This is a genomic window from Rhodocytophaga rosea, assembly GCF_010119975.1.
Classification (GTDB): Bacteria; Bacteroidota; Bacteroidia; order Cytophagales; family 172606-1; genus Rhodocytophaga; species Rhodocytophaga rosea.
Genome location: NZ_CP048222.1, coordinates 1,856,355 through 1,871,697 on the forward strand (window position 1 = coordinate 1,856,355; position 15,343 = coordinate 1,871,697).

Consider the following 15,343-nt stretch of genomic DNA (forward strand, 5'->3'; position numbering starts at 1 on the left):
TGAAAAATTACAAAGAACCTATCTGTATATGTTTGATTCTAGTAAATAACGGATAATATAATAAAGATAAAAGAAAAATCGGTGAAGTATAAAATACCCCACCGATTCAGATTTATCATCAACTATACATTGAATTACTTTTTATCCCACCACAGCGGCGTACTGGCTTTATCAGGTCCACCCAGCAAAGCTTCAGCGGCTGTAACTGCCGGACCATTGGTTTGTTTTTCCAGGGTGATAAAAGGAATACGTTTGATAAATTGCCCGGTTGGAACATCTGAATTATCGGAGGCTACTACCGGATAAAGTGTAGGATAGTCGCTTCTCCGGAAGTTTGCCCAGGCTTCGAATCCATCCGGATACAAGGCAATCCATTTCTGGGTATTGATCTGCTCCCGCTGAATATCTGCTGTTGCCCCCCATAATACAGGTATATCTGACAAGGCTGGTGAATTCTGCTGATCTTGCGGCGCAACAGGTGTAGCCAAACTATTGATGTAGGCAGTAATAGCGGCATCATCGGTAGTACCCCACTGATTCATGGATATGCGGATTCCCTGCTCATACAATTCTTTGGCGGTACCATTCATATTCCAGTTGTTCAACGCACCTTCTGACCGGAGGAAGTAGGCTTCTGCGGCATGCATTACATCCTGTGGATTGGTATTCTGGTTGGCTACTGTGAATCTGGCTGATACGTTTGAGTTGTAATTAGGCGTATTGAGCTGAAGTCCTTGCTGGGCTGGTAATAAACCATTGCGTAGTCCTTCGTAGGTTCCGGTAGCATCTGCGGGCTGGAAATACGCAGAAACCCTGGGATCATTATATCCTTTTAATACACTTTCCATAGAAGCACTCATGCGGAACTCATTCCAGTTGGTGATCTGGTTAAAGGTATTAATATCAGCTCCTTTACCGCTTACTTTCAGCATGGCATCATCTGTAATGGCGGTCATTACACCTCCGGCTACAGCAGCTTCAGCTTCGGTTTTGGCACGTGCCGGGTCAACATCCGAAATACGCAGGGCTAAGCGTAAACGGAGTGTATTCGCAAATTTGATCCATTTGTCTACATCTCCGGCATAAATGGCATCGTATTTTTCAAATGGTTTTTTATCCTTATTGGCATTCAATACGTCTGTGGCTTCGGCTAACTTCTTGAAAAAATCGTCATAGATTTTATCCTGTGCATCATAAGGAATAACTTTTTGATCTGTACCTGCCTGAAAATAAGGAATGGGACCGTAATAATCGGTTACCCGGTGAAACATAAATACCCACCAGATTTTCGCCAGGGCATTCTCTGCCGGCAACTTACCTTCCGTTTCAGTAAGTATTGTTTTTAACTGAGGTACGCCCTGGGTATATGGCGGATTCCAGTGACCAGTAAGCCAGTCGAAACGCATGGTATAGCGGTCAGACTGGAAATAACTTGCTGTTAAGGAAAAATACTGGGCATACAAATCTGCAAACAGGTTCTGAGAGATCTGATACGAAGCAAAGGGAACGGATTCAGCTTTGGCGAACATCATCCCATATTCACCTGTCCCTAAGGCTGTGATCTTGGTTGGATTCGTGTTCACTTCTTCAAACTTATCAGTACAACTGTTAAATAGTGCCCCCAGTAAGGTAACACCACTTAGCAGTTTGATGGAATATAACTTAATGTTTTTCATTCTTTTCTGAAATTTTTTATAAAATTTGAATAAAACCTGAGTACAAGGGGCTAAAATCCTAAATTAACGTTTACACCTACCGTGCGTGCCGTTGGCAGGGCATTGTATTCCAAGCCTTGCAGGTTACCGGAGCCTAGATTAGCCTCTGGGTCGAAGTCCATTTTGCGCTTGCCGATTCCAGGTATATTGAAGGTAGAGCTACCACGGTATAAGAAGAATAAATTGCGGGCAACCACTGAAATTCTGGCCGAACGCAGGAAGAAATTTTCAGGCATGTTGAAGGAGTATCCCAGATTTGCTTCCCGTAAACGGACATTGGTTGCATCATAGGTATAAATTTGCCCTCTGGAATACCGGCCACCCATGTAATACCAGAAATCCTCTGATCTAATGGCTTTGGTATTCACCTCACCAGTACCATCTACAATACCTGGCAGTACCCATCCGCCTTCCCGGAAAGGCAAGGTTACTTCAACAGAGCCATTTGAGGTTCTCAAGCCATCACCTCCGGATACCATTACTCCTCCAAAGCGTCCATCTAATAATACCCCTAATGTCCAGTTGCCATAAGTAAACGTGTTGTTAAACCCTAGCATCCAGTCGGGATTATAATTACCTACATATTTTGTTAAGCCAGAAGTAATCACCGGCAATCCGTTGGTATTGATCAGGAACTGGCCGGTTGCTGGATCAGTCGCCCATCCTTCTGTATAAATTTCACCAAAACGTTTGCCTTCTTCTACTACTACATCACCCACCCGTGAATCGGAGCTAAGACCTACGCGTTTGATATCCGGACTTAATTCAAGAATTTTATTGCGGTTGGCGGCGAAGTTAAAATTGGCATTCCAGGTAAATTTAGATGTTTGAACTGGAGTAGTAGTTAACATAATTTCAATACCCCGGTTTTGAACATCTCCTACGTTGATGTATTTATTGGTGAAACCAGAAGCCGGAGGTAAGGATAAGGTTAACAACTGGTTAATGGTATTGGTATGATACACGGTTAAATCGAGTCCCAGCCTGTTTTTGAGAAAACGCCAGTCAAGTCCAAATTCATACGACTTGGTTATTTCAGGTTTTAATCCGGGAATAGATTGTGTGGCATCCCGGGTAACCCATCCATTCAATCCGCCCTGTGAAACGGTATAGGTCTGCTGCAACAGATAGGGGCTGGCATCATTACCTACCTGGGTATACGAACCTCTGATCTTGGCAAAAGTTATAAATTCAGGCAAGGTTACCATATCCGATAATACATAGGTTAACCCAACTGACGGATAGAAATAAGACCGGTTGGAAGCTGGCAAGGTAGAAGACCAGTCGTTACGGGCAGTTAAATCCAGAATCAGGTAATCGCGGAAGGAGAGCTGGGCAGTGGCATAAATTCCCTGTAATTTCCTGTTGAAATAATTATAGGAAGGAGTTACGTTTCCTGTATTGGTAATGGCGAATAAATTAGGTTTCAGCAAACCGTTGGAACCGCTGTAATTAAATTCACTATCCCGATTAAGCAACTGTCCACCAACGTTATAGTTAATTTTAAATGCTTCGCTGAGAGTATTATTTCCACTGATTAACACATCAATATTGCGCTCATTTACATAGTTTGTACCAAAGCCGTATTGCCCGCCAGCCTGGTTGATCCAGTAAGAACCTTGATAATGTTTCTCTTCCAACCGGTCGTTATAGCGGTCTACACTTACCCGTAACTGGGCATTTAACCAGTTGGTAATATTGTATCTGGCCAGACCAAAAGCGGTTACTCTCGCACGGTCTTCATAATAGGAGTTCCGGTTTACAATCCAGTAGGGATTTTGCAATACAGAAGAGCCAGGTAACCAGTAGTTTTGTACCGGAAGGCCTGTGGCTTCATCTATTCTTTGGTAATCTTCCATATCTGATTGGCGGATATTGCGGGGAACCTGAAACAAACTATTTAAGGGGGCAGCAGTTTCGCCCACAGCAGGTTTATTATCAATGTCCTGCTGCATATAGGTAATTTTACCTTCCACATTCAGTTTGCTGGAAATCTGTGCATTCAACCGCAGGTTAGCCGTATGACGTACCATATCATTGGTAGGCAGCAATCCCTCTACATAATTATTGGTGTATGAGATATAGGTTTGCAGTTTTTCACTTCCTCCGCTTACGCCAATGGAATTATTCAGCGACAAGGCATTACGGAAAAAGTCGCGGATATTATCTGGCTGGGGAGAAAAAGGAGTTTGATTGCCTCTCCAGTCTGTCAGGGTTTGTCCTTCCATTCTGGGTCCCCAGCTTCTTTCTGAATTGGCTGCATATACCCCTCCTAATCCTTGTCCGTAGTCATTCTGGAAATCAGGCAACAGCATGGGTGCAGAAATAGAAGCTCCTGAATTCACGTCTACAGATACCTGACCGGCTTTACCCCGTTTGGTTGTGATCAGAATAACACCGTTGGCAGCCCGGCTTCCATACAGCGCAGCAGCGGCAGCTCCTTTTAATACGTTGATAGACTCTATATCATCCGGGTTGATGTTGGCGGCAGCATCACTGGAGTTATTTCCGCCAAACGAAGAAGTAACCTGTCCTCTGGAGGAATTATCAATAGCAACGCCATCTACTACAAACAAAGCATTGTTATTTCCGGTAATGGAGCGATTTCCGCGCAGTACTACCCGGTTGGCACCACCAGGACCATTGGCAGATTGAGTAATGGTTAAGCCGGCCACTTTCCCGGCCAGAGAGTTTACAGCACTACCGGTAGCATCCCGAACCTGGGTGAGTTGACGGCCTTCGAGTTGCTGGGTAGCATAGGTAAGGGTTTTTGCTTGTCTTTCGATACCTAATGCGGTTACCACTACTTCACTCAAGCTTTTCACATCAGGTGCCAGGGCAATATTAATGGTTGACCGGTTGTTAACAGGAACTTCTTGTGTAACAAAGCCAATGGCAGAAAAAACCAGGGTACCATTTCCGTCTACCGTAAGCTGGTAGGCTCCGTTTGCATCTGTAGCTGTACCAGTGGTAGTTCCTTTCAGCAGTACGTTTACTGCAGGTAAGGGCTCGTTGTTATCATCCTTTACAGTCCCGCTTACGGTTGTAGACTGTGCCAGGAGAGGCCCAATACTTATACAGAATAGCACAATTAGAAGATAAAACTTTTGCTTCATAATAGAATTGGTTTTAATAATGGTTAAGGAAAAAATTCAAATTCGGGATAGACTACTGTACGAAATTTAATATGGCATTTAATGGTTAAATACAATATTTATAATTGGCTAACTTAGAAACAAACAAATTATAATGCAAGGGTTCTCGAAGAAATACTTATTTGAGATAGTAAAGAGGCTTATTTTAATTATTATATAAAAAGCGCTGAATTATCTTTAAATGCATATGCTGCCGAAGATATCAGTTGCTTGCCCGAAAAGCCATAATTTGGAGATCACATCCAAAGTATTCTCATTCCAATCAATATTTGTATAAAGGGCGCAGAAGTACTATGATATATTATCATACTTATCTTATATATTAATCAAGCTATATAAGTTACTCACAACCTTTTTAAAACGAAAATTATAAGTGAGAAATCTAGAGAATGCATTTATACACATTCTACTTATAGTTGACTGCTCTTATAATCAAAGCGTTATTTTTCAACAGTTTATTCAAATATTGAGATAGAACCAGCTGCGCTGCTCACTAAACTTTATCTTGTAATAATTCTAAAAACAACAAGTTATTACTCAATTTTTATTACTATAAGCTGTCTTCTAATTTAAGTTCATTTATTACAGTTGTGGATTTTGCACTTTCCTGATACAAAAAATGGCTAAGCAAAGATTTATCCTACACATAATCAGAATTGTATACACTTGAATGAGCTGTCGAATAAGATGAACTTGAAACTCAACATAGTAAGAAAAGGTATAAAAACAGGCTAGCATTCTTTGATCTTCCTACTATTCAACTAATACTCTTCCCTTCTTCAATAATCTTCTACTTCTGTACTAAAACGGACAGCACATTGTCCGCTTTAAGACACTTGTAAAAGTTGCTCACTTTCTATTTTCACTATATTGCATTGAATATCAGTTCGATATAGCTATTGGCAATATATTTGTTCTACAAAAGTTGAAATAATATAAACTATGAAACGAACCTACTTGGGCGAATTTGAAGAAGTAGTTCTGCTGATTGTTGCTGTATTAAATAACCAGGCATATGGCCTTGCCATTACAGAAGAATTAGAAAAGCAAACCGGAAGATCGGTAAGTTTGAGTGCCGTACATGCAGCTTTGCAGCGCCTCGAAGAAAAAGGCTTTGTCAATTCCCGGATGGGAGGTGCTACCCAGGAACGGGGTGGACGAAGAAAACGGTTTTTTACGGTTTCAGTAGCCGGCAACCGGGCTTTACAGGAAATTCAGGAAGTGAGAATGCACCTGTGGGGAATGATTCCTAAAACTTCCTAATTTTCATTTACTATTTCCGCTCATTAACGCAATACTGATTTTATGAATACATCCGTACAACCGCAGCCACCCAAATGGGCAGATCAATTATTAGAGTGGTTTTGCGCCCCTCAACTGCTGGAAGAAATTCAGGGAGATTTATATGAACGCTATTACAAACAAGTACAGGAAAAAGGAAAGCCTGCCGCTGATAAAGCCTATATATATTGCGTGCTTAGCTTTATACGTCCTTTTACACTCAAACGCAACCCTCCACCCTATCCATCACCAAACTTTACCGATATGTTTCGCAATTACCTGACCATTGCCTTCCGGAATATGAAGCGCAATAAAGTATTCAGCTTTATTCATGTTGCCGGGCTCAGCGTAGGACTGGCTTGCTGTATGCTCATTTTCCTGTATACCAAAGATGAAGTCAGTTTCGACCGTTTTCACGAAAAGAAAAACCATATTTTCCGCATAGGTGTAAACAACCGGAATAATGAAGGGGAAGTACATAAAATTGGTAGCACCAATATGATCGTAGGACCCAGTTTCAAAGAAGAAATTCCTGAAATTGAAACCTACGTCCGGATGTCGAGCGGCATGTATATAGTAAAAGCTAATAATGCATTCTTTAACCAGGAAATCGTATGGGTAGATCCTGATTTCTTCTCTGTTTTTTCATTTCCTTTAGTAGAAGGCAATCCTGCTAATGTGCTTTCTCATATAAATTCAGTGGTAATTACGGAAGAAATGGCTTACAACTATTTTGGTACAACTAAGGTACTTGGCAAGACCATAGAACTGGAAATGAGAGACCAGTTTGAGTTGTTTACTATTTCTGGGGTTGCCAAAAATACACCTCAAAACTCGTCTATCCAGTTCAGCCTGGTATTTCCTTATCAATACCTCGCTCAGAAATTTCCAGATCCGGAATGGCTGGGATTTTATATCAATACTTTTATAGTACTCCATCCACAAGCCGATTACAGAAAAGTAATACCAAAACTGGATCAGGTGTATTTGAGTAAAGCCAGTGATGAGATTAAACGGGCACAGCAGCAAGGCTACAAAGGCAGCATCCACTTTATGCTCCAACCACTCTTAGAAATTCATCTGGATACAGAATACGGCGACATCCGCAATGGCCTGCAAAACGACAGCGATCCTATTTATTCTTATATATTGTCGGGTATTGCCATTTTCATTCTGCTGATGGCCTGTATTAACTTTATCAATCTGACTACGGCTCATTCGCTGAAACGAAGCAAAGAAATCGGCATCCGGAAAGTAGTAGGCGGTAACCGGCAACAGTTGATCTATCAGTTCTTAAGCGAATCTTTCTGGTATAGTTTTATTGCTTTTGTACTGGCTATTCTATTGGTGAACCTGGCAATGCCTTTGTTTAATGAGCTGGCCAATAAGCGCTTAAGTTTTACTTACTTATTCGATTTCAGTCTGGTTGCGGCCTATATCGGTTTGTTTTTGCTTACCAGCCTGATTGCAGGCTTTTATCCAGCTTTTGTACTGTCTGGTTTTAAACCTGTGCAAACGTTGTATAAACGCTATTCCTTTAATGGCAAGAATTTCCTTACCCGCACACTCGTTGTCGTTCAGTTTTCCCTGGCAGCCTTCCTGATCATGATTACTATTGTGGTATACTCACAATTCGATTTTTTGACTAATAAAGATTTAGGCTATAATGATGAGCGCCTGGTAAGGGTACATCTGGGAAGAGGAGACCACAGGGAACTGATCGATCTGTTTAAAAATGAGTTAGCCAAAGAAGCTTCTATAGAAAGAGTAGCTACCAAAGACGGAGGGCAAAATTTTACGCTGGGAAAAGTGAATGATAAGGAGATCTATTTTGCCTTCAGCCGGATAGATGAAAACTTCCTGCCTACCCTTCAAATTCCGCTGGTAAAAGGCCGTAATTTTTCCAAAGATTTTCCGGGAGATGGAGAGAACTCTATTATGGTGAATGAAAGTTTTGTAAAAGAAGCCGGCTGGAAAGATCCTATCGGGAAAACAGTGTTTAATGTGAACGGGAATGAGAAAAATATGACGGTTATTGGTGTCGTAAAAGATTACCATTTCCTCTCGCTGAAAGAAAAAATACAGCCTCAATTATTCCGTACTGGCTCCGGCGAACTGTGGATCAAAGTAAAACCAGATCAGATTCCATATGCCCTGCAAACCATTGAAAAAATATACCGCAAGCTGGTTCCTTTCCGCCCGTATGAATATGCTTTTATGGATGAGGTGAACCGGAAAAATTATGAAGCAGAAGAAAAATGGAAGCAGATTATTACTGCAGCCGCCATTCTGAGTATTTTTGTATCCTGCATCGGCTTATTCGGGTTAACTATGCTCTCCACCGAACGGCGTACGAAAGAGATCGGCATCCGTAAAGTTTTCGGCGCTTCTTCCGGCCAGATTGCCACACTATTATCTACACAGTTTCTAAAAATGGTTTTACTATCTTTTATTCTGGCCATTCCGGCAGCCTGGTATATCAGTCATTCATGGCTGGAGAATTTTGCATACCAGATAGATGTTTCCTGGTGGATATTTACCCTGGCTGGCATATTAGTTCTGCTTATCGCTCTATTTACAGTGAGTTTCCAGGCAATAAAGGCTTCCCTTATCGATCCGGCTAAATCGTTGCGGAATGAGTAAAATGAATGGATAATGGAAAATTAAAAATAGCTTTCCATTGTCAGCTTTCCATTTTCATTTTTTCAACATTTTTGTTTGTAAAAATTCCTGGTAGGTGAATGTATATTCGCTTGCCAGGAATTTTTCTTTGCTATAAAGAAGAATTTTGCATTCTCACTGTTTCAAGTATCCCCTATCTATTTAAGTTACCAGAAAGCATGCTTCAGGAGCATAGGCTAACACAAATTTTGTTAGGAAGAGATGATAGATTATAAGAAAAATATGTCAATACTTTATATTGATCTGATTATATATCCTCTGGCTCGCGATTACATATTTTTCTGTATACGCCACAAAAACACTATCAAACAAATGTTTTATTATTTATTAAACTTTTCTTGACTTAATCCCATATATTCTGTTTTTTTATGTAAATTTTGTTGTATCTACTTTTATACTTCTCCACCTAAAACATTGAACCATGATAGAATCACATTGGACTTATTTTCTGGCATTGGAAGAAGATTTTATGAATACAGGTAGGTATGTAGAAATTACGCCGGATAATTACAAAGTTTATTCAATCGAATATGCTAAAATCCTGCAGGCGGTAGGTGCAGAGATAGAAATAGTCTGTCAGCGCTTTTGTTCGTGTATGGAGCCTTCCCTCAATTTCAGGCATGCTTCGATGGAAGAATACCGGCAGGTAATCACTGCTCATTTTCCCAGGTTTTATCAGATGGATATTAGTATAGATAGTTATAAAATTACCTTGCAACCCTGGCTTGAATGGAATAATAACTTAAATCCTTCCTGGTGGGAGGCCTACGAAAATATCAGGTATAACAGGTTTGTATATTACAAAGAAGCCAACCTGAAAAATACATTGCATGCCCTGGCGGCACTTATGGGTTTGTTGCTCTATTATTTTAAAAAACATAAAAACGAAGTGCCTCTGGTATTTCCAAAACTAATGGATTGCTCTTATTTTCCTTCCAGCATGATAATTGAAGAAGGCAGGAGTTTGCCGGATTTTGTGATGAACTAATTACTAATTCGTTGTTAGTAGTTAGTTATTGGATGTTAGTAACTCCTCCTATCTCAATGACTGAAACTGATTTTAATTTACTATACACCAGCTATATTTTTTTGTAAAAGCCTTTCTGTCAGCGAAAGGCTTTTTATTTATGCAGACTTTAAAGCAAATTTTCTGGCAAACAAATTATGTTGCTGTTATTCCCAACGATCCAGTCCCAGTAGTTTTTTACCCAGATCGGAGAGTTGAGCCGTACCATATTTAGTTTGTTCCCAGTTTCTTGGGTCACCAGGGAAAGCATATCCTTCCGGAGCTTTTCTATCTTTCCAGGAAGAGATTCTCCACTGACGAAGTTGTTCATTATCTTCCTGGGCTGGCATCATCGAAATATATTGTGCCATACGTACTTTACTATCACTCCTGTTAGGCCGTATGCCATGTGGTTGGGTACTGTTGAAGATAAGCAGGTCACCAGCTTCCATTTTTACTTTTACAATCTCAAATCCGCTTACATCTGGTTTAAAATGATCCCGTTCGGCAGGCTGACTTAACTTCCAGGTATCATATGTACGGTACAACTCAGGCACACACTGAAAACCACCCATGTTTTCGTCTGTCTGATCGGCAAGTGCCAGTACACCCTGCACATTCTGCGGCCTGGTTTCCGGATCATAATCCCAGTGAATAAATCCCTTATATTCAAAACCCGGGCGGATAGGAAAATTAAGATTAGCCCGGTCTATAGTAACCCATAATTTTTCAGTGCCCCATATATCTACAAAGGCATCGTATATTTTGGGATACTGGCGGTTGTCCCACAAATATTGATGGTTGTATACTTCTACCATGCCAGTATTGGTGAGTTCCTTCATTTTCATTTCTGCCCTGGGGGCTGTATACCAGGTTTGCTGATCGTTTGAATCTTTCTCCTCGAATTCCCATAAAAAATCTGCCAGCCGCTGTACCTGCTCTTTTGGCACTGCATTTTTCACTACAATGTACCCATTATGTAACCAGAATTGCCAGTCTTGTTCAGTTAATATCCGCAAAGTTTTGCCATTAGAACGGTCGTTGAGAGTAAGGTGGCTGCTGGTGGCTGTAGAAGGATTTCCAGGAATGTCTGTATGCACATTATTGGGCGCCATGGACGGAGCCATTGTTTGAGGAACCATCGTTTCCATATTCTGTAAAATTTAAGATTTATTATGATATCAAAATTACTTTTTCTATTACCAGAGCGCTACCACAGAAATGACCAGAATTTGAACTATTTTGCTCAATACATATAATTATTGCCTGAAAAAAATATAATTTAGGGTAAATGGTTTCAGCAATTACCTATTTCTATGAAAATCAAGTTAGAGGAAATCCGCCCGGATACAAACAGGTCTTTCCGCCTCCTGCTGACACCTCATTTGAATGATTTATTTTTCTGGCACTACCATCCGGAATATGAGATCGTGTATATTGAAGGCGCCAGTGGCACCAGACACATTGGCGAACATATTTCTGCGTATGAAAACAGCGATCTGGTATTTATTGGGCCGAACATACCCCACCTCAATTTCGATTATGGCGTAAAAACCGATTATCAGGAAGTAGTAGTACAGCTCAAAGAAGATTTTCTGGGGCAGAACCTGCATAGCGTACCTGAGTTTTCAGACATCGCCTCCCTTTTTGAAAAAGCCCGGCAGGGTATTTCGTTTTATGGAGAAACCAAACGGATTATTGGTGAAAAACTGAATCGTTTGTCAGGCTTACAACACTTCGATCAGTTAATCGAACTGTTGCACATTCTGCAACTAATGGCTATTTCTACAGAATGCCTGTTGCTGCATCATAAACCCATTGCACATTATTATAATCTCAAAGAGCAGCAACGGATTCAACGGGTGTACCGCTACATAGAAGAAAACTATCAGCAGAAAATCACAGTTGAAGAGATGGCAGGTATTACCAGTCTTACTACGGCTGCCTTTTGCCGGTATTTCAAAAAAATGACCCGGCTGACCTTTACTGAATTTGTGAACCAGTACCGCATCAATCAGGCGAAGAAACTGCTTTTACAGCACAAAAACGTAACAGAAGCTTGCTTTGAAAGTGGATTTGAAAGCTTATCTTATTTTAATAAAATTTTCAAACGCCTGACAGGTGAGAACCCGGTTCAGTTTAAAAAGCAGTTTTTAAAATAGAATTTTCGATCAAACTAAGGTAGGCAAATAAAATACCCATGAAACCAGATTTTGCAATACAGGAGGCATAAAAGCACAAAGCCAGCTTGGAGGCCGGCTTTGTTATGATAATAACTATATGAGTTATTTCTTGGTTGTTTTAGCAGGAGCAGCTTTCGTATGAGTTTTTGCTGGTGCTACAGGAGCTGATTTCTTAACTGGAGCAGCTGCTACTGTTTTCTTAACTGTTGTGTTAGCCATTGTTGTAATTGTTTAAATGAACCTGTTTAAAAATTGATACCCTCTATTCCTGACTCCTATGCGAATGTAAACGCATTTTCGGTGCCTAAATAACAGATAATATTACACCCTTACAGACTATATTTTCTACGATTTGTTAAACTAGATACGCTTGAAAGTCTAATAGTTAGAACCAGATTTAATTTCCATATAAAACAGATTCTTACATAACACCCCAGCCTTTATATATAATATTTTACCAATACAGGGAATTACTGCTGGGATTAACGAGCCAAGAACCCTCGCCAACCAAGCTCTTTTTGCTGGAGCCTTGCGCTGAGCTGAGGCTGGTTGCCATGGGTTTAATGTTGGCTGCTGTATCTTTATTTTTCTAACTTTTTGTACCAACTCGAAAACCAGTCTAAAGGAAGTCTTACCTGCGAAAAGTCAGCTCTAATTAGTTCCTGATGAGGCAAGGTATTAACTAGAAACAATTCCCATTGAGCATCTACATCACAAATAACCTCCCAAACGTCCGATTCAATGCCTATATCTTCAAGCTCAATATCTTGTTGGATAATTGGTGCCATTTGGCGGTAACACCATTCGGCAAAATCAAAATGGGTGTACTTGGACTGACCGTTTATTATATCTTTTAAAAGCCATTTTACATTCTCCTTGCTTAACGCTAGTGGAATCTCCTGTACAGTGCTCGGATTAAGACTTCCTTTCTTTGCCTTCATATTTTTTCTATAGCATCCAACACCCAGATAATCACAATTAGATATGAATCGAATCAAAATCATGAAAAAAGCCCCACGTTAAAGTGAGGCTTGCAGGTGAATGAGGTGACAGGTCGTGTAAAAGTGTTTATATCTTCTTTACATTAACTGCGTTAACACCTTTTTTACCATCAACTTTATCAAAGGCAACTTTGTCATTCTCGCGAACCTGATCTACCAGGCCGGTAATGTGAACAAAAATTTCCTGATTTGATTCATCATCTCTAATGAAGCCATACCCTTTGCTCTCATTAAAGAATTTAACTGTACCTGTTTGCATAAAAAATTAATAAATTAAAATTTAACCTAATCAAATATAAAAATAAATTTCAATTGGTGCTAATTTTTGACCAAAAGTTTTGAGGGCAAGCTATTTACGCATTTTATACCTATGTGCATAGGTTAAAATTACCTCAGTTGCATTACAATGAATAGTATTAAAAATTTGAATTTGTTTACCTGTATATGAAAACACTTTATCTGGTCAGGCATGCCAAATCCAGCTGGGACGACACAGCCCTGGATGATTTCGACCGTCCTTTGAATGATCGTGGGAAAAAAGATGCACCTCTGATGGGATATATACTTCATCAGCAACATATCCTGCCAGATTTATTGCTTTCCAGCCCGGCCAAACGGGCGCATAGCACAGCTAAAAAGATAGCTAAAGCAGTCGGCTATGCTAAAAAAGACATACAAACCAATAAGAATATTTACCATGCCGGGCCAGGTCAGCTACTTGAGATTATACAATCATTGCATTCAGTTGAACATTCTGTAATGCTGGTGGGACATAATCCGGGTTTAACGGACTTATCAAACTTATTATGCCGCAAACACATTGATAATATCCCGACTTGTGGAGTAGTATGTATAGAATTCGATATAGAAAAATGGAATCAGGTGATGCCTGAAAGTGGCAGATTTATTTTTTTCGACTATCCCAAAAAGCACACCTAATACATCTGATATGCAGCCTATCAACGATACCTGCAATAATTAATTATTGTACATGGCTATACTGCAAGATAATTCTGGTAAGCAAAGATGGAAGCGGCTCGGCTCTGAATTCGCCTATGGTTGGCTCAGTGGGGCGGCCATTAAAGGAAGGCTGGTGGTTTTGAATAAAAACAGATGTACCATTGGTAGTTACGGCCATGGAACGCACCATAAACTCCGTATCCAGGTCGATGTGGCTGGAGGTAATAGGAATAATGCGAATGCCTTTTTTAGCAGCCGTCTTAATCATCTGTTGCAGCCGGTTACTGTTTTTACCTGCCTGCTGTGAGGAGGCGTCCATGAGCAGAAATAATAGCCTAGCAGAAGCTTTCTGATTCCATTTCTGGCTTAACACTGCTTTAGATAGGGTTTCTGTCAAAGTTTCCGGGAATTCTGTGTCTACTGTAGATTGTTGCCAGCTGAGCAGATCTTCCATTTTTTTAACATCTGAATTCAAGGGAAATGAATAGATCATATCTGTTTTACTTTGGCGCTGGTATACCACTCCTCCTACTCTGACAGACTGATGATCGGATTCTGATTTAACTTGCTTCAAAATATTGGGCAGTTCTTCTTTGAGGTAGTCTGTTTCAGCATCCATGTGATTGGCATCTACCACAAACACTATATCCATTCCATTGGATTGCTTTCTGGTCGCATTGATTTTTTTATACAGAACCGGATTCTGGCTGCTTACTTTGCCTACATAGTAGATTTGTTCATCATAAATGACTTTTACCTGGTACTCTACAGTTTTGCGGATGGTTTTATAGGCAAGAGAGGGAAATAATATACATTTTCCGAAATTGTCAGTTCTTCCTTCTGCTAAGGTATTGCCCTGCAGATCTTCAATGGTTACCTGGGCATCCCATATTCTGTTTCCTGTTAAATCAGTAAGAACAAGAATATATTTTTCAGCCGGAAATAGTTTCCAGGAGGTTTGTCTGGCTGTCCAGTCCTGTTTTTGTAAGAGTGCTGTCCAGAAGTCCCAGTGCGCTAAATCATTCCACTCAGCAGCAATAGGTACACCAGTTGTTGAATGTTGCGTAAGGCTGTCGGCACGGCTGAAGATAATCTCCCGTTTCGCCCGGTTCTCCAGGTCGGTAGGCCTTGTTTCTTCCTCTTCGGTGCAGGCTATGCACAAAAAAGCAAGCAATACGAACAAGGAACGAAAGTAGAGTTTTCTCATAGGGTACGTGGCAGGGGTTTTGTATATACTTAGACCCGATATAGTACAATAAGGTTGCAAGTATATTCCTACAAATTACAAATTTATCCGTAGGAAGTGCAATGCCTAGAGGTATTTTCTTTCAATAAAATCAGCGTCTTTTCTTATATTGAA

11 protein-coding genes are annotated in these 15,343 nt (G+C 40.4%); 5 read left to right on the forward strand and 6 right to left on the reverse strand.

Annotated elements, in window-relative coordinates:
• Positions 1–134 precede the first annotated feature (134 nt).
• Positions 135–1,676 carry a SusD/RagB family nutrient-binding outer membrane lipoprotein gene (locus tag GXP67_RS07755; RefSeq protein WP_162442610.1) on the reverse strand — a complete coding sequence of 514 codons (1,542 nt, stop codon included), beginning with the start codon at positions 1,674–1,676 and terminating at the stop codon, positions 135–137.
• 50 nt (positions 1,677–1,726) lie between these two features.
• Complete coding sequence (locus tag GXP67_RS07760; protein WP_162442611.1) at positions 1,727–4,831, reverse strand: SusC/RagA family TonB-linked outer membrane protein; 3,105 nt, start codon at positions 4,829–4,831, stop codon at positions 1,727–1,729.
• Between the two features lie 981 nt (positions 4,832–5,812).
• On the opposite strand from GXP67_RS07760, the gene GXP67_RS07765 reads away from it, so the two are divergent.
• The 3 genes from GXP67_RS07765 (at position 5,813) to GXP67_RS07775 (ending at position 9,821) form a co-directional block, all read left to right on the forward strand.
• Entirely contained in the window at positions 5,813–6,133 is a 321-nt protein-coding gene (locus tag GXP67_RS07765; RefSeq protein WP_162442612.1) for a PadR family transcriptional regulator, read from the forward strand.
• Positions 6,134–6,175: 42 nt separating this feature from the next.
• A complete protein-coding gene (locus GXP67_RS07770; RefSeq protein WP_197901658.1) occupies positions 6,176–8,794 on the forward strand; it encodes an ABC transporter permease in 2,619 nt (872 codons plus the stop codon).
• A gap of 460 nt (positions 8,795–9,254) precedes the next feature.
• A complete protein-coding gene (locus GXP67_RS07775) occupies positions 9,255–9,821 on the forward strand; it encodes a hypothetical protein (RefSeq protein WP_162442613.1) in 567 nt (188 codons plus the stop codon).
• 185 nt (positions 9,822–10,006) lie between these two features.
• Here GXP67_RS07775 and GXP67_RS07780 read toward each other — a convergent pair whose 3' ends face one another.
• Positions 10,007–10,981 (reverse strand): phytanoyl-CoA dioxygenase family protein, encoded by a 975-nt coding sequence (locus tag GXP67_RS07780; RefSeq protein WP_394351969.1) that lies wholly within the window; start codon positions 10,979–10,981, stop codon positions 10,007–10,009.
• 174 nt (positions 10,982–11,155) lie between these two features.
• On the opposite strand from GXP67_RS07780, the gene GXP67_RS07785 reads away from it, so the two are divergent.
• Positions 11,156–12,001 carry an AraC family transcriptional regulator gene (locus GXP67_RS07785; RefSeq protein ID WP_162442614.1) on the forward strand — a complete coding sequence of 282 codons (846 nt, stop codon included), beginning with the start codon at positions 11,156–11,158 and terminating at the stop codon, positions 11,999–12,001.
• Positions 12,002–12,603: 602 nt separating this feature from the next.
• Here the strand turns inward: GXP67_RS07785 and GXP67_RS07790 are convergent.
• Positions 12,604–12,963, reverse strand: coding sequence for a hypothetical protein (locus GXP67_RS07790; protein ID WP_162442615.1), 360 nt, complete (start codon positions 12,961–12,963; stop codon positions 12,604–12,606).
• A 127-nt stretch (positions 12,964–13,090) separates the two neighbouring features.
• Positions 13,091–13,282, reverse strand: coding sequence for a cold-shock protein (locus GXP67_RS07795; RefSeq protein ID WP_162442616.1), 192 nt, complete (start codon positions 13,280–13,282; stop codon positions 13,091–13,093).
• Positions 13,283–13,467: 185 nt separating this feature from the next.
• Here GXP67_RS07795 and GXP67_RS07800 point away from each other — a divergent pair, with 185 nt between their 5' ends.
• Positions 13,468–13,962: a SixA phosphatase family protein gene (locus tag GXP67_RS07800; protein WP_162442617.1), complete on the forward strand. Its 495-nt coding sequence runs from the start codon at positions 13,468–13,470 to the stop codon at positions 13,960–13,962.
• A 43-nt stretch (positions 13,963–14,005) separates the two neighbouring features.
• Here the strand turns inward: GXP67_RS07800 and GXP67_RS07805 are convergent, their stop codons facing one another.
• Complete coding sequence (locus GXP67_RS07805) at positions 14,006–15,190, reverse strand: vWA domain-containing protein (RefSeq protein ID WP_162442618.1); 1,185 nt, start codon at positions 15,188–15,190, stop codon at positions 14,006–14,008.
• Positions 15,191–15,343 lie beyond the last annotated feature (153 nt).